General features: G+C 28.7%; 20 protein-coding genes. 19 read left to right on the top strand and 1 reads right to left on the bottom strand.

Annotated elements, in window-relative coordinates; all coding sequences use genetic code 11:
- The first annotated feature begins 7 nt into the window (after window positions 1-7).
- From K0039_RS01895 to K0039_RS01850, 10 genes are all read left to right on the top strand, one after another.
- Window positions 8-1,360: a hypothetical protein gene (locus tag K0039_RS01895; protein ID WP_228103369.1), complete on the top strand. Its 1,353-nt coding sequence runs from the start codon at window positions 8-10 to the stop codon at window positions 1,358-1,360.
- A gap of 31 nt (window positions 1,361-1,391) precedes the next feature.
- Window positions 1,392-2,090 carry a cell wall metabolism DNA-binding response regulator WalR gene (walR, locus tag K0039_RS01890; protein WP_228103368.1) on the top strand — a complete coding sequence of 233 codons (699 nt, stop codon included), beginning with the start codon at window positions 1,392-1,394 and terminating at the stop codon, window positions 2,088-2,090.
- 3 nt (window positions 2,091-2,093) lie between these two features.
- Window positions 2,094-3,524, top strand: coding sequence for an ATP-binding protein (locus K0039_RS01885; protein ID WP_228103367.1), 1,431 nt, complete (start codon window positions 2,094-2,096; stop codon window positions 3,522-3,524).
- A gap of 141 nt (window positions 3,525-3,665) precedes the next feature.
- The gene (locus K0039_RS01880; protein ID WP_228103366.1) at window positions 3,666-4,523 is read left to right on the top strand and encodes a hypothetical protein; all 858 of its coding nucleotides are present in this window, start codon (window positions 3,666-3,668) and stop codon (window positions 4,521-4,523) included.
- A gap of 14 nt (window positions 4,524-4,537) precedes the next feature.
- Window positions 4,538-5,755 carry a glycosyltransferase family 4 protein gene (locus K0039_RS01875; protein WP_228103365.1) on the top strand — a complete coding sequence of 406 codons (1,218 nt, stop codon included), beginning with the start codon at window positions 4,538-4,540 and terminating at the stop codon, window positions 5,753-5,755.
- A gap of 166 nt (window positions 5,756-5,921) precedes the next feature.
- On the top strand, window positions 5,922-6,344 hold the full coding sequence (locus K0039_RS01870; RefSeq protein WP_228103364.1) for a cytidine deaminase: 423 nt from the start codon (window positions 5,922-5,924) through the stop codon (window positions 6,342-6,344).
- A gap of 1,442 nt (window positions 6,345-7,786) precedes the next feature.
- Window positions 7,787-8,752: a nucleoside hydrolase gene (locus K0039_RS01865; RefSeq protein ID WP_228103363.1), complete on the top strand. Its 966-nt coding sequence runs from the start codon at window positions 7,787-7,789 to the stop codon at window positions 8,750-8,752.
- A 1-nt stretch (window position 8,753) separates the two neighbouring features.
- The gene (locus tag K0039_RS01860; RefSeq protein WP_228103362.1) at window positions 8,754-9,332 is read left to right on the top strand and encodes an ECF transporter S component; all 579 of its coding nucleotides are present in this window, start codon (window positions 8,754-8,756) and stop codon (window positions 9,330-9,332) included.
- The gene (locus K0039_RS01855; RefSeq protein ID WP_228103361.1) at window positions 9,325-10,014 is read left to right on the top strand and encodes a radical SAM protein; all 690 of its coding nucleotides are present in this window, start codon (window positions 9,325-9,327) and stop codon (window positions 10,012-10,014) included. The genes K0039_RS01860 and K0039_RS01855 overlap by 8 nt, the downstream gene beginning before the upstream one ends.
- Before the next feature lie 112 nt (window positions 10,015-10,126).
- Window positions 10,127-10,975 carry a DegV family protein gene (locus tag K0039_RS01850; RefSeq protein WP_228103360.1) on the top strand — a complete coding sequence of 283 codons (849 nt, stop codon included), beginning with the start codon at window positions 10,127-10,129 and terminating at the stop codon, window positions 10,973-10,975.
- Window positions 10,976-11,069: 94 nt separating this feature from the next.
- Here the strand turns inward: K0039_RS01850 and rd are convergent, their stop codons facing one another.
- A complete protein-coding gene (gene rd, locus K0039_RS01845; RefSeq protein WP_228103359.1) occupies window positions 11,070-11,231 on the bottom strand; it encodes a rubredoxin in 162 nt (53 codons plus the stop codon).
- 262 nt (window positions 11,232-11,493) lie between these two features.
- On the opposite strand from rd, the gene K0039_RS01840 reads away from it, so the two are divergent.
- From K0039_RS01840 to K0039_RS01805, 9 genes are all read left to right on the top strand, one after another.
- Complete coding sequence (locus K0039_RS01840; protein ID WP_228103358.1) at window positions 11,494-12,198, top strand: FadR/GntR family transcriptional regulator; 705 nt, start codon at window positions 11,494-11,496, stop codon at window positions 12,196-12,198.
- Window positions 12,199-12,352: 154 nt separating this feature from the next.
- On the top strand, window positions 12,353-12,997 hold the full coding sequence (locus K0039_RS24610) for an L-lactate permease (RefSeq protein ID WP_331476646.1): 645 nt from the start codon (window positions 12,353-12,355) through the stop codon (window positions 12,995-12,997).
- A gap of 56 nt (window positions 12,998-13,053) precedes the next feature.
- Window positions 13,054-13,914, top strand: a complete 861-nt coding sequence (locus K0039_RS24605) for an L-lactate permease (RefSeq protein WP_500303615.1) — start codon at window positions 13,054-13,056, stop codon at window positions 13,912-13,914.
- A 19-nt stretch (window positions 13,915-13,933) separates the two neighbouring features.
- Window positions 13,934-15,208, top strand: coding sequence for a nickel-dependent lactate racemase (larA, locus tag K0039_RS01830; RefSeq protein ID WP_228103357.1), 1,275 nt, complete (start codon window positions 13,934-13,936; stop codon window positions 15,206-15,208).
- Window positions 15,209-15,224: 16 nt separating this feature from the next.
- On the top strand, window positions 15,225-16,013 hold the full coding sequence (locus tag K0039_RS01825) for an electron transfer flavoprotein subunit beta/FixA family protein (protein ID WP_228103356.1): 789 nt from the start codon (window positions 15,225-15,227) through the stop codon (window positions 16,011-16,013).
- A 15-nt stretch (window positions 16,014-16,028) separates the two neighbouring features.
- Window positions 16,029-17,249, top strand: coding sequence for an electron transfer flavoprotein subunit alpha (locus tag K0039_RS01820; RefSeq protein WP_228103355.1), 1,221 nt, complete (start codon window positions 16,029-16,031; stop codon window positions 17,247-17,249).
- 20 nt (window positions 17,250-17,269) lie between these two features.
- Window positions 17,270-18,658 carry an FAD-binding oxidoreductase gene (locus K0039_RS01815; protein WP_228103354.1) on the top strand — a complete coding sequence of 463 codons (1,389 nt, stop codon included), beginning with the start codon at window positions 17,270-17,272 and terminating at the stop codon, window positions 18,656-18,658.
- Between the two features lie 209 nt (window positions 18,659-18,867).
- Window positions 18,868-20,655, top strand: coding sequence for a hypothetical protein (locus tag K0039_RS01810; protein WP_228103353.1), 1,788 nt, complete (start codon window positions 18,868-18,870; stop codon window positions 20,653-20,655).
- 128 nt (window positions 20,656-20,783) lie between these two features.
- Window positions 20,784-21,035, top strand: coding sequence for a hypothetical protein (locus K0039_RS01805; protein ID WP_228103352.1), 252 nt, complete (start codon window positions 20,784-20,786; stop codon window positions 21,033-21,035).
- Window positions 21,036-21,046 lie beyond the last annotated feature (11 nt).

Below are 21,046 nucleotides of genomic sequence, written 5' to 3'. Positions count from 1 at the left end.
GGAATATATGAAGTTACTAAAAATAGCAGCCTTAGTATTTGTTATATGTATAATGACAACAGGCTGTGATACAAGTAGTGATTTACCTGAAAACCTACTTGATGATAATATTATTTACGATAAAGGAAATAACGAATTATACACCTTTATAAACAAATCCTTAGATGGAACCACGTTAGTTTTACCGGATAACTCAGGTGAGGTTGGGCAAATAAATGAAGTAGACTCAAATATAATTGCATTTCAAAAAAAACAAGATGTAAATTTGAAAATAAATAAGGTTGGTTTTGTACTTATTTCCAAAAATGATGAAGGATATACATTAGAAGATAGTTATCTTGAAGAAGGTGAGGAAATAGAGTATGCAAACTTCTATGATTTAAATAATGATGGAAGTGATGAGGTTATATTACTTATAAAAAACAAGTCAGTGACCACTATGAATGTATATAGTATAAAAGACAATAAAGTCACGAGAATTTCCAAAATAAAACCAACTTGGTTAGAAGATTATAAAAAATATTCTCAGATGAAAATAAAAGTAGGATTTATAGATAATGACTTAAAACTAGATATTTTAATGATGAATTATGATAGCAGTAGTGGTGAAATGTATGCAACTATGTTAAATTATTCAAATAATAATGAGTTATCTGCAACTAATGCCATTAAAATACCTAATGTGAAAAACTTAAATGATTTATACTTAGTAATTGGAAAAGTCTACAATAATAAAAAAGGTGTAATATTAAGTATGCCTACTTTAAAAGAAAATGGTTATGCAACTCAAATATTATTTATGAAAGATAGTAAACTTAAAAAAGTATTTAATGATGATAATCTTATATTCAATTCTTACTATGTGCCTGTAAGAGATGAAAATAGTGATGGAATTTTAGATATACCAGTACTAAATAATAATATGATTGAAAGTTTTGGATCAAATGGTAAGCCATCAGCCCTTGTGAGTTGGAGAAAGTGGAATAATAAAACTGGTAAAGATGCAGATACAATATTTATAAGCCAAGTTTATTATAACTATAAGAATAATTTTAAATTTTTAGTACCTGATAATCTTGCAAATAAACTATATATTCAAAAGAGCATAGCAGGTGATACACCATATTATATTTTCTATTACTATGATAAGAGTAGTAAAGAGCCTTTAGAATTGTTCCAAATAGGTATATCTGCTAAAAACTTAGTTGAGGATACTAAATCAAATCCTAAGATGGATAGTATCTTGGCTGAAACAGACAATAACTATTACCAATTAGTAGTTAATAATAAAGATACTTTTAAAAAATATGACTTAACATTGGAAAATATGAAGGAATATTTTTCTATAATTTATGAATAGAAATAGAAATTTTGGGAGGAATTATTAAAAAATGAAGGAAAAAATATTAGTCTTAGAAGATGAAATAGGCATAAGAAGTTTTGTAAGTATAAATTTAAAAAGAGAAGGATATGAAATAATTGAAGCTGGTAGTGGGTCAGAAGCTATCGAGCAACTTTCAAATCACCCAGACATATCAATAGCGCTACTTGATGTAATGTTACCTGATATGAGTGGAATAGATGTATGTAAATTTATAAGACAACAATTTGACCAAATTGGAGTTATTATGCTAACTGCAAAAGGCCAAGAAGAAGATAAATTAGAAGGATTTATATCTGGAGCTGATGATTATATTGTAAAACCATTTAGCATAAAAGAATTGCTAGTAAGGGTATCAGCTCTTATAAGAAGAGTTAAAAAAGACGATAATAAGCTTAAGAGCAATGAAATAATATCTGATCCTTTTGTATTAAACATAGACAAAAGAAAATTATATAAAAATGGATTAGAAATTGAATTAACACCTACAGAATTCTCTATAGTGAAATACTTAATGGTAAATGCTAAAAAATCATTAAGTAGAGATCAAATATTAAATGAGGTATGGGGAAGTAATTACTTATACGATTTTAAGATAGTCGATGTTAACATAAGAAGAATTAGAAATAAAATAGAAGATGATCCATCAAAACCTAAGTACATCCAAACAGTTTGGGGTTATGGATATTGTTTTAGAAAGGATGAATAATAGGTGCTACATTTAGAAGGTCTGAGAAAAAGAGTCATAAAGTATTATTTTATAATGATAATTATAACAGTAGCATTATTTGAAGGGCTATTTATGTTTTATCTTCAAAACTATTATTACAACTCAGCTAAACAATCCTTGATTTCTCAAGCAAACTATACTACGGATATATACGATGGGATAGGAATGGAGTCTACTAGTTTTGAAAATAAAGTTTCCAATATTTTTGAAAAGGGAAAAGTAAATAGTAATACAAATTTTTCTATTGAATTTATAGATAAAAATAAAAATGTAATATTAGATAAATATGGAATAAAAACTAATGAAAAGTATGAATATGAAGATGTAAATAAGGCATTAAAAGGAAGTAGTGATTTAGCACCTTATGCATACAATATTGTAGGAACAAATGAACATGTAATGAGTATATCTGTACCACTTAAAGTTAATAACCAAATAGAAGGTGTTGTTAGGTATAGTTTATCTTTAAGAAATATTGATAATACCATAATTAAACTTGTTTTCTTCTTTATTGTTGCAGGTGTGATTATTTTGCTTATTGCATTCTTGCTTAGTTTAAGATTTGCAGAATCTTTAATTAAGCCACTTAAAAACTTAAAACAGTTTGCTAATGAATTAGCTCAAGGAAATTACAATATCAAACTGAAAAAAGAACAATTGCATGATGATGAAATAGCAGATCTTGTTCAAACATTTGAGCATATGGCTGTGGAAATTGATAAGAGTAGAAAACTAAAAGAAGAGTTTATATCTTCTGTATCTCATGAGCTTAGAACACCTTTAACATCTATAAAAGGATGGAGTGAAACTTTAGCTTATGAGGGTATAGGTAAAGAAGAGTTAGATTTAGGTCTTGGAATAATACAAGATGAAACTGAAAGAATGATATCTTTAGTAGAAGATTTACTAGATTTCTCTCGTTTATCTTCAGACAGAATAAGACTTCAAATTGATATGGTAGATGTAACTAAATTGGCAAAAGGTGTAGTAACTCAGTTGGCAGTTAAGGCAAATGAAAAAAATATTACACTTCTTACAGAATTTAAAACAGAAGAAATTCTTGACATTCAAGGCGATAAAAATAGACTTAGACAAGTCTTAATTAACTTAGTTCAAAATGCCATCAAGTTTACTGCAGAGGGTGGATATGTTGTAGTAGTTGTATCGCAAGGAGAAGAATTTACAACATTTACTGTTACTGACAATGGTGTTGGTATTAATAAAGAAAACTTAACCAAAGTTTTAGATAAGTTTTTCCAAGAAGATTTCAATAAATCAGGTAGTGGACTTGGCCTTGCCATAAGTAATGAGATAGTAAAATTACATGGTGGTAAAATGATAATAGATAGTGAAAAAGGTGTTGGTACAAACATAACTTTCACATTAAAAAATAAAATTATTGAATCTATATAATAAAAAGCTGTATCATCAAACTGATGGTACAGCTTTTTAAGAGTAGTAAATTTTTCTTACTAATAAATATTTGTAATAATTTATATTTACTATACAATAATATTTACAGATAAATATTTATATCATAATTTGGAGGAGACTATGGAAATAGGTATTAAGGAATTTGAGCTACTTTGTGATAAAGGTAGTGGAATTTACAATGAAGATATGGTGGGATTATGTAATAAAGGTGCGTGGGTATTAGATGGAGCCACAGGATTAAATAATAAAAATTTAATATCTAAAGAAAGTGATGCTAAGTGGTACGTATCTTGGTGGAATAAATACTTACAAGAGAATATAGGGAAAGATAAAACACTGAAAGAAATAGTACTAGAAGGATTAGAAAATGTAAAAAAAGAATATTTATTAAAATTAAATGGGCTAAAAATAGAAAATCTAGATGTGCCTTCAGCTTCTGCTATAATGATAAAACTTTATGAAGATAAACTAGAGTATCTTCTTATTGGAGATTGTACTTTATTTTTAAATAAATTAAATGAAAATATAATAATCAAGGATGACCGTGTTTGTAGACTTGATGAAAAAGTATTTTCAAGGATGGAAAAGTTAAATAAAAGAGGGAATTTAACTATATTGGAAAAAAAGAATATTTTACTTCCTCTCATAATAGAAAATAGACTTAAAAAAAATAATGAAAAAGGATATTGGATATTGGAATTTAACAAGGAAGCTGTTGAAAAATCTATACATGGTTATATGGATGTAGAAGACGAGGTAAAAATTATGATGAGTAGCGATGGATTTTCTTGTGCCTGGGATAGGTATAATATTTTTAAAGAAAATGAAATGATAAAAATAGGACAACATAAAGGGATTGAGTATATTAAAGATAAAATTAGAAAATTGGAAAAAGAAGATAATGATGGCATGATATTTCCAAGATTTAAAGAAAGTGATGATTCATCCTGTGTCTACTTACATATTATAAAAAAATAAAAAGGATGGACGATATGAGAATACTACACATTACAGCTCAAAAACCAAACAGTACAGGTAGTGGAGTGTATATGAATGGAGTAATTGAAAGTTTACATAAATTAGGTCATGAGCAAGGTATAATAGCAGGCATAGATATAAAAGATGAAAAAACTTATTTTAATGACAATATAAAATTTTATCCAATGACTTATAATACTCCTCAATTACCTTTTTCAGTAATAGGTATGAGCGATATTATACCCTATGAAAGTACAAAATATAAAGAGCTTACTGAAGATATGATAAATAAAATTAAAGAAGAGTTTTTAAGTATTTTAAATATGGCAATAAAGGATTTTAAGCCAGATATTATTATATGTAATCATTTATATCTAATTACTAGTTTAGTAATAGAAAAAGTAAAAGATATTAAAGTAATTGGAATTTGCCATGGAACTTGTCTTAGACAATTGAAAAATATTGATTTAAAAAAGGATTATATTATTTCAAATATAAATAAGTTGGACTATATTTTTGCTTTACATAAGGATCAAAAAGAAGATATAATTAAGACTTTTAATTTTGAAGATGATAAGGTTACTGTTATAGGTAGTGGTTATGACGATAAAGTTTTTTATAATAAAAACTACAAAACAGGTAAAGAAATTAATATAACTTATGCAGGTAAAATTTGTGAGAGCAAGGGAATAAAGTCTTTATTAAATAGTCTTAATCTTTTAAACTATAACAAAGAAGACATAATTGTAAATATAGCAGGTAGTGGAAGTGATAAAGAAGAGATTGATAAAATAATAGAGATATCAAAAAAATCTAGATACAAAGTTAATTTTAAAGGAAGATTAAATCATATAGAGCTATCAGAGTTATTTAATAAAAGTCATATTTTTATATTGCCCTCATTTTATGAAGGACTTCCTATAGTTGCACTGGAAGCTTTATCATGTGGGTGTAAAGTAATAGTTAGTAAAATTAATGGGTTGGAGGATTTTATTGGAGATGAAATAAATAATTCTGGCAATATATTATATTTGACAATGCCGAGGATGATAAATTGCACTACTCCATTAAAAGATGATTTATCAAAATTTGAAGAAAATATTGCGAGAAATATGGAAAGTTTAATAAATGTAATTAGAAAAGATGAAAAAAAACCTGAGATAAATATGACAAACAAAACTTGGGATGGCCTTGGAAAAAAAATAGATAAAATCATAAAATTAATTGTATAAAATAATGATGATATATATATTATAATTAGTAGATAAGAGTTATAAATAAGTTTCAAAAATATATATACTTTTTCATTTATAGATGTTATAATAATTATCCTTTATATATTTGTATGCACATACTAAATATATTAAAGTATTAAATTGGAAAGGATATTAAAAATTTATGAATAATATACAATTATTAATAAAAAATGCTTTTGAAGCACAAGAGATGAGCTATGCACCATATTCTAATTTTAATGTGGGAGCAGCTTTGCTTGGGAAGAATGGAAAAATATATCAAGGTTGTAACATTGAAAATGCATCATATACTCCAACAAATTGTGCTGAAAGAACAGCTTTCTTTAAAGCAGTATCAGAGGGACAAAAAGAATTTGATGCAATTGCCATAGTAGGAGGCAAAGCAGGTGAAGTAGGAGAATATTGTTCACCATGTGGAGTATGCAGACAGGTAATGATGGAATTTTGTAAACCAAAAGAATTTAAAATTTACTTAGCGAAAGATAGAAACAATCTTGATGATTATATAGAATATACACTGGAAGAAATATTACCATTAGGATTTGGACCAGCAAACCTAAAATAAACAATTTTATTGTTTATGTCTAAACAAGTAAAAGAAAGGGATTATACCTTTCTTTTTTTATGTTATAATATTGCCCGTATTAAAATGTAATATTAACTAAAATTAGTAATAGTTACATTTATTTTATGTGTTTCCATTTTCATCACCTACAAAAATTGAATATTATTTTTATTACTAATACTAAAAATGCAATTAAACCAATCAATGCAATTATTCGTGAACTACCATCCACTTATTTAATATTCAGGTCTATATAACAGTATTTTAACTTATACATTTTTCATTGAAAAAACTCACAAAAATACATTTTATGCATATCTTACAGTAAGTTTAAATGTGAATTTAAGCTTAATTTTTTATAAAGAGGTGGTTTAATGAGTAGGTGTTTTAAATCAATACTATTTTTTACATGTCCTGTCTGCGGTAGAAGATTTTTAAGAAGGCTAAGGTGTCGTAGATGTGGTCGTTGTTTTTCTTGCTGTAATTGTAGTAAAGGTTTTAGAGACTAAAATCCATCGAACTACAAGAGCTACTTTAAGAATTAAAGTAGCTCTTTATTGTGAACTACCCCTAGTGAAAGATATGCACCTAAAATTTTCTTCTTTATTCTCATTCAAAATCCCCATTTTAAACTATTTTCTTCTGTTAAATTTAATAAAACCTATACTTTATTTACCTTAATACCAAATTTTAATTAGTTACATAATTTTTTATATTCTTCTACATCATCAAATTGTTGTCAGAAATATTGTGGTGTTTTGTTTACAAATTTTATCTTTATTGATTGTCATCTGAATTTTAATATATACCTTTATCAACCTCTCTGTTGTAAATATACTTAACAAATGTTTTGTCATCTTACTAGAATGAAAGTTCAATAGTATACCTGCCTATAGATTTACTTGAATAATAACCGTGTAACACTGGTTTTTCATAAAAATTACAACCTACCATCACAAAGATTGCAAAAATACAAAGTATTACAATAATTTTTTTATGTAAATTTATAAAAAATAGACTACTTCTTCAAAACAATAGAAGCAGTCTATATCACTTGCACAAAACTAAATCACTTCGGAAAATATCTAAAGCAAGTTTTAGAATGTTTCACTTATAGGTCTTGTTATGAAAAAGTACATCAAAAATATTACTCTATTAAATATAATAATAAAATTATTGGATTAAACATATAATTGTGATAAAATATTAATTGTTTAGTTGTGGATAACTTTAAAAGACTAGACAATTGTGGTTTTATAATAATAAAACAATTGAAAATACTAGGTTATAAAAATAATCTAGGACTTGTTCGAGATCCTCCAAGTATAAAAAACTAGGTTAGCTTATTTAGTGGCAGTATTTAAGTTAATCCTTAGATACGGCTTTTTTTGTGCAAAAAAGCGTATAGGATCTCCTTTAGAAAGATTGGGAGGAGATAAAATATGGAAAAAAGAAAAGTAATAATTGATTGTGACCCAGGTATAGACGATTGCCTGGCAATACTTCTAGCGTTAAATTCCAAGGAGTTAGAAGTTGTAGGACTTACAATCTGCAGTGGCAATGTTCCAGCAGATATTGGAGCAAAAAATGCTTCAAAAGCACTTCAAATATCAAAAAGACTTGATATACCAGTTTATATGGGAGAAAGATTCCCACTGAAAAGAGACCTTGTAACAGCGCAAGATACTCATGGAGAAGATGGTATAGGAGAGAATTTCTATGAAGATGTAAACAAGGAAATATTAGACGGTGGAGTAGACTTTATTATTGATACCTTAAAAAACAATGAAAAAGTATCTATAATAGCTTTAGGGCCAATGACTAATATTGCAAAAGCTTTAATAAAGAGTAAAGAAGTTTTCAATAATTTAGACGAATTTGTATCTATGGGTGGAGCCTTTAGGATACATGGAAACTGTTCGCCAGTTGCAGAGTTTAATTATTGGGTAGATCCTCATGCAGCTGATTATGTTTACAAAAATTTACCTAAAAAAATTCATATGGTAGGACTAGATGTAACTAGAAGAATAGTTTTAACACCAAATATTATCGAGTTTATAAATAGACTTGATAAGGAAAAATCAAAATTTATAAGTGAAATAACAAGATTTTATATAGATTTTCATTGGGAACAAGAGCACATAATAGGATGTGTAATTAATGATCCTCTTGCAGTGGCATATTTCATTGATAGAAATTTATGTAAAGGCTTTGATTCTTATGTAGAAGTAGCTCATGATGGAGTGGCAATGGGTCAATCTATAGTAGACTCATTTAACTTTTACCAAAATGATCCAAATGCTTATGTTTTAACAGAAGTAGATGAAAAAGCTTTTATGAAAATGTTCTTAAAAAGAATATTTAAAGGGTATGAAGATGAAATAGATACAATCCAGGGGGTAATATAAAATGAATAAGAGTATGAATACAAGAAATTTGACTTTGATGGCAATGGGGATTTCTTTAAATATAATAGGAGCATTAATAGCATTAACATTAAGATTACCTATTTATTTAGACTCCATAGGGACAATATTAGTGGCTTGTTTACTAGGACCTAAATTTGCAGTTATGACGGGGGTATGTGGTAGTTTAGTAAGTGGAATGACTTTTGATCCGTATTCATTGTATTTTGCTCCAGTACAAATAAGTACAGGGATTTTAGCAGGATTAATGTATGAAAAAGGATTTTTGAGTGGAAAGAAAACACCATTTGGAGTATTTATATTTACGTTACCAACAAGTATTATAAGTGCAGTAATAGCAGCATTTTTATTTGGAGGAGTCACATCTTCTGGTTCTTCTTATATAGTACAAATATTAAGTCATTTTAATGTGCCAATGGTAGTTAGTGTATTTATAACTCAAGTATGTACAGATTATGCAGATAAATTTTTAGCTGTAGTTTTAGTAGCTTTAGGTGTAGCAGCTTTACCTAAAAGTTACAAATTATCATTTAAACAGAAGGTGAATGAACAACATGGATAGATATAGTGAAGTAATAAATAAAAATCAGCGTGAAATAGTGCTACTTAAAGCTTTTCCGTGTAAATGGGGAAAATGTAGCTTTTGTGATTATATATTAGATAATTCTAAAGATGAAGAAGAGATAAATAAACTTAATTTTGAAGTATTAGAAAATGTTACTGGCAAATATAAAGTATTGGAAGTAATAAATTCCGGAAGTTGCTTTGAAATTCCTAAGGATACTTTACTTAAAATAAAGGAAATAATCAAAGAAAAGAAAATTGAAAGATTGTTTTTAGAAAGTCATTGGGTATACAAAAATAAAATTCAACAAATGAGAGATTTCTTTGAAATTCCTATAACATTTAAGATAGGCGTGGAGACTTTTGATAATAACTTTAGAAATGTATATCTTAATAAAAATGCAAAATTTGAGACTGTTGAAGAGTTGAAAAAATATTTTGATTCTCCATGTATTATGGTAGGAATAAAAGGTCAAACCAAAGAAATGATTGATAAAGATATGGAAATTATACAAGATTATTTTGAACATGCAACTATTAATGTTTTTATTAATAATTCATCTAAAGTGAAAAGAGATGAAAAATTAGTTGCTTGGTTTAGTGAAAAATATAAGTTTTTAATAAATAATCCTAAGATCGAGGTATTGATTAACAATACAGATTTTGGAGTAGGAGATTAAGTAGTAGTCCCTCTGGGACTACTTTTTTATATTAACTTAACTTTATAAATAAATTTAGTATATAATAATTAATGTACTTATAAACAGAATCAATTAAAAGGAAGTGAAGTATATGGCAATAAAAGTAGTTATAGACAGTACATCATATATTCCAAATGAGTATATAGATAAATATGATATAAAAATAATATCTTTAAACGTTGTTATGGATGGAGTAAGTAGACGTGAAGTTGATATAGATAATAAATATTTTTATGAAGAAATGAGCAAAGTAGACGAAATTCCAAAATCATCTCAGCCCATACCAGAAGAAATGTTAAGTGCATTTGAAAAGATAGTAAAAGATGGAGATTCAATAGTCGGAATATTCTTATCATCAAAAATGAGTGGTACATATTCAAATGCAAATATGGTAAAAAATATGATAATAGAAGATTATCCTAAAGCAGATATACGTATAATAGATTCAAAGACTAACTGTATGCAAATGGGATTTGCTGCAATTAAAGCTGGTGAAATTGCAAGTGAAGGAAAAAGTATAGATGAAGTTGAAGATGTAGCTAGTCAGGTGTTAGATAACGGTAGATTTTTATTTACACCAGAGACTTTAGAATATCTAAAAAAGGGTGGTAGAATAGGTGGAGCAGTAGCCTTGTTTGGAAATTTATTACAAATAAAACCAATACTTACTGTTGTTGATGGTGAAACTTCTGTATTCAAAAAGGTTAGAACTAGAAAAAAAGCTGTAGATGAGATAGTAGAAACTGTATTAAATGATATAGAATCTAAAGGGTTAGGAGATGTTGTTGTACATCATATTAATTGTGAAGAAGAAGGTCTCAAATTAGCTAATGCTTTGGAAAATAAGCTTGGTAAAAAGGTTGGTATTCAATCTATAGGACCAGTAATTGGTCTTCATGTGGGTCCTGGTAGCATTGGCATTGCATACTATACTAAGTAAAAAACTACAAAATATAAGGTCTTATATAAAATAAATTATAATTACAAAAATAGTATATCAATTTTGATATACTATTTTTGTAATTAATTTTTAATTATTCAGTTTCAGAAAATTCGTCTTTGCCAACACCACATAAAGGGCATTCCCAATCATCTGGTAAATCTTCAAATGAAGTTCCTGGGTTTATTCCATGATCAGGATCTCCTATTTCTGGATCATAAACATAATCACAAATATCACAAATATACTTTTTCATAATTTATCCCCCTTTATTTAACTATAAATGTATTTAATTCATTACTACTCATAATAATGGATAATAATGTAAAAATCTACATTATTAATGCAAGTATACAAAATACTTTTGGATAATATTATTAAATTAATATTTGATATATAAACAAAACAACAATATTCTCAATAACATGACAATTTTTTAATGTTTACTTATTTTCATTTTTCTAAAAAATAATATATAATTTAATTATGACGAAATAGCGTACAATGGGGGGAATTTTATGTTTAATAGTATATCAAATAAAAAGGTTTACGAGGAAGTAATTGAACAAATACAAAAAAATATAATTGATGGTGATTTAAAAAAGGGTGATAGGCTACCATCAGAAAGAGAATTATCAGAACTTATGAATATAAGCAGAACGTCTATAAGAGAAGCGTTAAGAGTATTGGAAAGCATGGGAGTAGTAGAGAGCATTCATGGAGAAGGAAATTTTATTTGCTCGAATACTGAAAAATCATTATTACAACCTTTATCCATGATGTTTAAATTAAATAATGGTGAGTATAAAGATATTTTTGAACTTAGAAAAGTCTTAGAAGTGGAAAATGCGAGGCTTGCGGCTATTAGAGCAACTGACATGGATTGCAGGGAATTACTTAGTATAGTGAAAGAAATGGAAGAAGAAAGTAAAGGAGCAAATAGAAATGAAATTTTAGTTGAATTAGACAAAAGATTTCATAATAAGGTTGCATCTATGAGTAAAAACTGTTTAATAGAAAGTTTATTTAACACAGCATCCATGTTATTTGAAAGATTTATTGAAGATGCCAGATCTGAAATTATTCAAAATGATAAGGCTGATAAATTTTTATTAGGTCAGCACCATGAAATTTGTAATAAAATAATTAAAAAAGATGAAAAGGAAGCTTTAAAAGCCATGGAAGCCCATATGAAGTACATTGAAGAAAATTTTGACAAATAATGTCTTTAAATAAATTATGAAAATATAAAAAAAATTGTTAAATTTCAGACTATTATTGTTTTTTGAAAAAAATTGGAATAAACTTTAAATATAAAAGTGGTAATACCACTGACCACCTTTGGAATGACCAGTATAAACAAGGGGGTATATATTAATGAATGAATATGTTTTGTTTTTTATTGCTTTAGTTCCTATAGTTTGGCTTATAGTATCTTTAGGTGTACTAAAATTGCCAGCACATAAGACATGTTTGTTTACTGCGTTTCTAAGTTTACTAATTGCAATAATATTTTGGAAAATGCCTGTTATTGACGGAGTAACAGCCTCAATAGAGGGAATGGCCATTGCACTTTGGCCAATACTTTTGGTGATAGTTGCAGCTTTATTTACTTATAATCTTGCTTGTGAAACTAAAACAATGGATGTTATGAAAACTATGTTATCTAGTATAACTACTGATAACAGAATCCAAGTTTTAATTCTAGCTTGGGGGTTTGGAGGATTTCTTGAAGCTGTAGCAGGATATGGAACAGCTGTTGCCATACCAGCAAGTATTCTAGCATCCATTGGCTTTAATCCTATTTTTGCAGCAGTTATATGTTTAATATCCAATACTGTTCCTACTGCATTTGGAGCAATAAGAATACCCATTACAACACTAGCAACAGTTACCAATCTGGACGTTGTTCAACTAAGTTTTATCACATCATTACAACTTGCAGGTTTTATAATATTAATTCCATTTTTATTAGTTATTTTAACAGAAAGAAATATAAAAGCAGTAAAAGGTGTTTTTTAATTACCTTAATATCTGGGGCATCCTTTGCCAATCCTCAAATTTTTATAGCCAAATACTTGGGAGCTGAACTGCCAGCACTTATAGGAAGTATTTGCTCCATGATATGTACAATTATTATGGCAAAATTTATGAATAGGAATAAAGAAAAATCAGAAGATTTAACTACAGATGAGGATACTGAAGTAATTGCAAAGAAAGTATCAGCTAAAGAAGGAATTTTAGCTTGGCTACCTTATATTTTTCTTTGTACATTAATTTTAATAACAAGTCCTTTAGTACCGAGTTTAAATTCATTTGTAGGACAATTTAGTAGTAATATTCATATATACAGCGGGGATTCTACTTCTACATCAGGTTTTTCTTGGATAAATACACCTGGTATGATGATTATAATTGCAACAGTGATTGCAGGATTTATTCAAAAAATAAAATTTTCATATATGGCAAAGGTATTTAAAAATACAGTAATACAATTAAAAACATCATTTATTACTATAATGTCTATAGTTGCCATATCAAAGATTATGTCACATAGTGGTATGACTAGTTCCATATCATTTGGACTTTGTTCAATGACAGGAAGTTTTTATCCATTAATTTCGCCACTTCTTGGGGCTATAGGGACATTTGTTACTGGTAGTGATACTTCAGCCAATATATTATTTGGAGGATTACAAGTGAAAGCAGCTAAGTCATTATCAATAGATCCTTATTGGATTGCTGCAGCAAATACGGCTGGTGCTACAGCTGGGAAAATGATTTCACCACAAAGTATAGCAATTGCAACTTCTGCAACAGGACTAATTGGTCAAGAAGGTAAGATTTTTAGTTCAACAGTTAAGTATTGTTTAGGATATGTAATCATACTTGGTTTAATAGTATATTTTGGTAGGTTTTTACCTATACTTGGACTTTAATTTTAAGGGGGAAAGTATTATGACAATTATAAAAGTACCTTATTCAAAACAAGGTATGAACTTAGAAATAGAAGATAAAAACTTAGAAGCTATTTTAGTTTCTAAATCACATGATTTTATCGTTACAAAAAGTGAGAGTGAAATTGTAAAGAATTCTTTAGACAATCCAATTGGCACATCAAGATTAGAAGAGTTAGCAAAAGGTAAAGAAAATATTGTTATTATAACAAGTGATCATACTAGACCAGTACCAAGTCGTGTAATAATGCCTCAAATTTTAGAAAAAATTAGAAAAGGAAATCCAAATGCAAAAATTAAAATATTAGTTGCTACAGGATTTCATAGACCTAGTACAAAAGAAGAATTAATTTTCAAATTAGGTGAAGAAATAGTAGAAAAAGAAGAAATTGTAATTCATAAATCTACAAATGATGAAGATATGATAAAAATGGGGGTGCTTCCTTCTGGTGGAGATTTTTATATAAATAAATTAGCTGCCAAGGCAGACTTGCTTGTGGCAGAAGGATTTATAGAGCCGCATTTTTTTGCAGGATTTTCAGGTGGACGAAAAAGTGTCCTTCCTGGCATAGCATCAGCAAAAACTATAATGTACAACCATTGTAGTGAGTTTATAGATAGTGAAAATTCAAGAACTGGAACTTTGAGTAATAATCCTATTCATGAAGATATGGTATATGCCGCAAAAACTGCAAAATTGGCATTTATAGTTAATGTGGCTATAGATAAGAATAAAAAGGTTATAGCATCTTTTTCCGGAGATGTAGATAAAGCACATAAACAAGGTTGTGAATTTGTAACTAAATTATCAAAAATAGATAAAATTCCAGCTGACATAGTTGTAAGTACAAATGGAGGATATCCTCTAGATCAAAATATTTATCAATCAGTAAAAGGGATGACAGCAGCTGAAGCTACTTGCAAAGAGGGTGGAGTAATAATAATGGTGGCTGCTTGCAATGATGGCCATGGAGGAGAGTCTTTCTATAATAACGTGGCTAATGCACCTTCACCAAAAGAAATACTAGAAAATGTGAGAAATGTTAAGAAAGAAGATACTGTTCCTGATCAATGGGAATTTCAAATATTAGCAAGAATTTTAGATAAATTCACTGTAATAATGGTTACTGATGAATGTGACCCTAAAATGATTACAAGTATGCATATGAAACATGCTTACAATTTTAATGAAGCTTTAAATTTAGCTTATGAGATTAAAGGTGAAGATGCTAAGGTAGTTGTCATTCCAGATGGCGTATCTGTAATTGTTAAATAGTTAAGGAGGAAGAATAATGGAAATTTTAGTATGTATTAAACAAGTTCCAGGAACAACTGGGGTTGAAGTTGATCCAGTAACTGGCGTTTTAAAAAGAGATGGAGTAGATTCGAAGATGAATCCTTACGATTTATTTGCCTTAGAAACTGCATTAAGAATTAAAAAAGAAAATAATGCAACTATAAAAGCAATAACTATGGGACCACCTCAAGCAAAGACAGTAATAAAAGAAAGTTTTTCTATGGGAGTTGATGAAGGAGCAATAATAAGTGATAGAAAATTTGGTGGAGCTGATGTACTGGCAACTTCTTACACTTTGTCTCAAGGAATAAAAAAAATATCTAATCCAGATTTAATAATATGTGGAAAACAAACTACAGATGGAGATACAGCTCAAGTTGGATCAGAAATTGCTGAGTTTTTAAATATATCTCATGTGACAAATGTAACTGAAATAATAGAAGTAAAAGAAAATTCTATAGTTGTAGAAATTGATTTACCAACTTCTATGGAAGTGTGTGAAATAACTTACCCATGCTTAATAACTGTGGAAAAAGATATATTTCAACCAAGATTACCTTCTTTCAAGTTAAAAATGGCTACTAAAAATAGAGAGATACCAATGTTTACTTTAAATGATTTTGAAGATAAAGATGAAAATCATTATGGGTTAAATGGTTCGCCTACTCAAGTAAAAAGGATATTCCCGCCTACTCCAAACACAGATAAAAACGTATTAAGAGGAAGTAATGAGGAGCTTACAGAGGCTTTATTTAATAAAATAGTAGACTTGAAAATATTATAGAAGGGAGAAATAAAAATGGCAAAAATAATTGTAAATTCTGAGAATATTAATAATATAAAAGAAGTTTTAGAAATTTGTCCATTTGGAGCATTGGAAGAAGTAGATGGAAAAGTTGAAATAAATGCAGCTTGTAAAATGTGTAAAATGTGTGTAAAAAAAGGACCAGAAGGTGCTTTTGAATTTGAAGAAGATAAGATAGTGGCAATAAATAAAGATGAGTGGAAAGGTGTAACAGTATATGTAGAACACTCAGATGGAGAAATTCATCCAGTAACTTATGAACTAATAGGAAAAGCAAGAGAATTGGCAGGCAAAATAAATCATCCAGTTTACTGTGTATTTGTGGGAAATAAAATAAAAGATAAATGTGCACCACTACTTTCTTATGGTGTTGATGAAGTATTTGTTTATGATAATGAAGAGTTAGATAAATTTAGAATAGAACCATATGCGGCAGCAGTGGAAAGTTATATATCAAAGATAAAACCTACAATAATGTTATTTGGTGGAACAACTATAGGTAGATCTTTGGCACCAAGACTTGCTGCAAGATTTAGAACAGGGCTTACTGCTGACTGTACTATTTTAGATATTCAGAAAAATACAGATTTGGATCAAATAAGACCTGCTTTTGGTGGTAATATAATGGCACATATAAACACTCCAAATCATAGACCACAATTTGCTACTGTAAGATATAAAATATTTTCAGCTCCTGAGAAAGTTGAAAATCCTAGTGGAAAGACTACAATTTGTGAGATAGGAAAAGATAAATTAAAATCTAATATAAAAGTACTAGAAACAAAAGTGAAAAATAAAGTTGTGGGTATTGAAGATGCAGAAGTTGTAGTTGTTGTAAGTAGAGCATTTAAAAAAGCTGAAGATATAAAAATGGCAGAAAAATTAGCAGGTCTTTTAGGAGGCCAATTGGCAGGCACTAGACCGACTATTGAATCAGGATGGATAGATCCTAGAAAACAAATAGGGTTAAGCGGTAGAACTGTAAAACCAAAACTTATAATAACTTGCGGTGTATCTGGAGCAGTTCAATTTGTTGCAGGAATGAAAGGCTCTGATTATATAATTGCTATTAATCAAGATGAAAATGCTCCTATATTTGACGTGGCTCACTTGGCATTAATAGGTGATATTTATGAAATAATACCAATGTTAATTGGAAAGGTAGAAAACATAAAAAAAGAGAATAATTCACAAGCTGAGTTTGCACTATCTTAAAATAGTAGGAGGGGAATATTATGTATAAAAAATTAGATAAAAATGATATAGAATTTTTAAAAAGTATTTGTAATGAGGAAGATATTATTGTTGGCGATGAAATAAGTGAAGACTTTGCCCATGACGAGTTGGCAGGAGAGTTAAAATATCCAGAGGTAATGATTTATGTTAAAAGTACTGAGCAAGTTTCTAAAATAATGAAATATGCTCATGAAAATAATATACCTGTAACACCAAGGGGGCAAGGGACAGGGCTTTCTGGAGCATCTGTTGCCCTTTATGGTGGAATCATGATGAACATGTGTAAGATGGATAAAATATTAGAACTTGATGAAGAAAACCTGACTTTAACTGTAGAGCCAGGGGTACTACTTATGACTATAGGTCAATTTGTGGAAGAACATGATTTATTTTATCCACCAGATCCAGGAGAAAAAAGCGCTGCCATCGGCGGAAATATAAATACTAATGCTGGAGGTATGAGAGCAGTAAAATATGGAGTGACAAGAGATTATGTAAGAGGATTAGAGATTGTACTTCCAAATGGAGAAATAATTAATGTAGGTGGAAAAGTTGTTAAAAACTCTTCTGGCTATGCAATAAAAGATTTAATAGTAGGTTCTGAAGGGACATTAGGAATTGTAACTAAAGCTATTTTAAAATTACTACCACTACCTAAAAAAGCTATTAGTTTACTAATTCCTTTCCCTAATTTAGAGTCAGCTATAGATACTGTTCCAAAAATAATAAAATCTAAGTCTATACCAACAGCAGTAGAATTTATGGAAAGAGAAGCTATTGTAGGTGCAGAAGAATTTTTAGGTAAGAAGTTCCCAGATAATTCATCAAATGCATACTTGCTATTAAAATTTGATGGAAATTCTACTGAAGAAATAGAAAAAGAATATGAAAATGTGGCAAAACTTTGTTTAGAATGTGGAGCTTATGATGTATTAATTTCTGATACAGAAGAGAGAAATGAAAGTATATGGTCTGCAAGGGGGGCATTCTTAGAAGCATTTAAAGCAAATAGTGTAATAGATGAATGTGATGTTGTTGTACCTAGAGATAAAGTTGCAGAATTTATAAGATATACTCATGATATACAAAAAGAGGTAGGTCTTAAAATAAAAAGCTTTGGTCATGCAGGAGATGGTAACTTACACGTTTATCCTCATAAAGATAATTTACCAGAAGAAGAATGGAGAAAGAGACTTAATCATGCTTTTGAACTAATGTTTAGTAAAGCAAGAGAATTAAATGGAGAAGTTTCAGGAGAGCATGGAATAGGATATGCCAAGAGTCCATATTTCTGTGAGTCTAAAGATGAAAATTACGTAAATATATTAAAAGGAATAAAAACTGCTTTTGATTCTAAAAATATTTTAAATCCAGGCAAAATTTATTAATATATATTAAAAATATAAAAGGATGAACTTATATAAGTTCATCCTTTTATATTTTTTTGATTCAAAGGTAAATAGAAATTCATAATAAAAATTATCGCTATTTTGAAAAAAGTATACAATTTATTGGTTTTTAGGTAAAATATTACAAATTATACTTTTATTAAGCTTCATTTTAACTTATAATAAATTTGAGGGGAGGAGATGAGATAGTGTCAAGTAGTTTTACAAAAGAATCAATAAAATTTATTATTTTAGTAGCATTTGCATCAATCATAGTATTAAAACCGTTAGACTTTTATTCAAAAAGTGAAAATACTAAAAATAGCAATGTAGTCTATTCACAACTTAAGGGCTTTGTCAAAAAGGGTGGCTATACATACTATTATAGTCCAAAAACAGGCAAGAAAGTTACAGGGCTACAAACTATAGAAGGTTACAGATATTATTTTTCTAGTACAGGAAGAATGCAAACTGGACTTCGAACTATAGATGGATGCAAATACTACTTTTCAAAAAGTAACGGAAAGAGTTTAAGCGGACTAAGAGAAGTTGATGGAGATAAATATTACTTCTCAAAATCAACTGGAAAAGCATTAGGTGGGTTAAAGGAGATAGAAGGAAATAAATACTATTTTTCAACAACAACCTTTAAATCGCAACGTGGTTTAAGAACTTTATCGGGAGATAAGTACTATTTTTCAAAGACTAGTGGAAAAGCATTAAGTGGACTAAGAGAGATTGATGGAGATAAATATTACTTTTCAAAAACAACTAAAAAAGCTTTAAGTGGCTTAAGAAGTTTATCAGGAGATAAATATTACTTTTCTACAACAACCTACAAAGCACAAACAGGTTTAAGATTTATATCAGAAGAAAGATATTATTTTTCAAATACTAGTGGAAAAGCCCTAAGTGGATTAAGAGAAGTTGATGGAGATAAATACTATTTTTCACCAGAGACTAAAGCAGCATTAAGTGGACTTATAACTATTAATAATGATAAGCATTATTTTGACAAATATACTGACAAAATGTTATTTGGAATTCAGATAATAGATGGAAAGTATTATAAGTTCCATGAGGAAACAGGTATTTTATTAGAGGATGAAAAAGTATTTGGAATAACTTACAAAGATGGTGAGCCATATCTTTATATAGATGAAGATGGAACAAGTAAAACTGGTATGGTTACTGTTGATAATGAAAGATACTACTTTTTATATGGTGGTGGAATACATAAAGGATTTAGAACAATAAATAATAAGTTATACTATTTCTCACCAAAAGATGGAAAGGCAGCTAAGGGAATAACTGAAGTAGATGGTGATTCATATTATTTCCATCCAACTTATTCCAATGCTTTAAGTGGACTTCATTCAATCTGGGAAAAATCATATTATTTTAATCCATCAAATTATAAAATGATGAAAAACGATACTGTTAAAATAGGATATTTAGTATTTGAAAGTAATAAAAATGGATTAATAAGTAGTGTTAAAGCTGCGAGTGGTTATGAAAATAATAAAAGAGCAAAAGCTTTAATAGAGGGATTCGAATTAATAGGAACTCCTTATGGCTCAGCTGATGATCAACTTATGTGTAATAGATTTGCAGGGGAAGTGCTACTCGCTGTAGGAAATAAGGAACTAATAAAGTACGGTGAAGATACTGGAAAAATGTATTACAAACCTGTTGAGGAACAAGCAAAGTATGTTCTTACAAAGGGGTATGATAAAAATATGAATGTAAGCAATTTAAAACCAGGAGATTTAATATTCTGGGACTATGGTGCAGATGGGCCGAGTGAACATAAGTTTACATTCAAAGGTAAGAACTATTGTATAGGCCATGTATCGGTGTACTTAGGGGACGGTTTAATGATGGAATCAACAGGTAATACATGGTATGAAGATGGTTATACTAGAGTAACTAATTTTGATCCTTCAAATGCAAAACCTACATACAATCCAATTATATTTGCAAGCTTGCTACCATAACAAAAAATAAATACGTTAATTAGTGAGATTATAAAATTAGATTCTACGCTTGAATGAAATTTGATATGCTCTCTTTATAGTAGACAGTTATAATAATAAAACTATCACTATGAAGGGAGTATATTTTTATGTCACGAAAACCTAAAGTTGATTTTAAAACAAAAATTAAATCAGTTGAAATGTATTTAAATGGTGAAATAGTCCTAATGGCTATTTGTAAAATGATTGTAGTTGGTAAAACAGCCTCTAAAAATACCTTTTATTCAAATGAAGTTAAAATTTTTTATATCAATAGAAAACGGCTTGAAGCTCAAAATAAACATTTAGAAATGGAGAATGCTTTTTTAAAATTGGAGGAAATAGAAAGTAGGCGAGGCTAACTAATATCAAG

This window comes from Terrisporobacter mayombei (assembly GCF_020748465.1).
Classification (GTDB): domain Bacteria; phylum Bacillota; class Clostridia; order Peptostreptococcales; family Peptostreptococcaceae; genus Terrisporobacter; species Terrisporobacter mayombei.
Note: the sequence above shows the minus strand (reverse complement) of the source record. Positions and strands in the feature narration are given on the sequence as shown.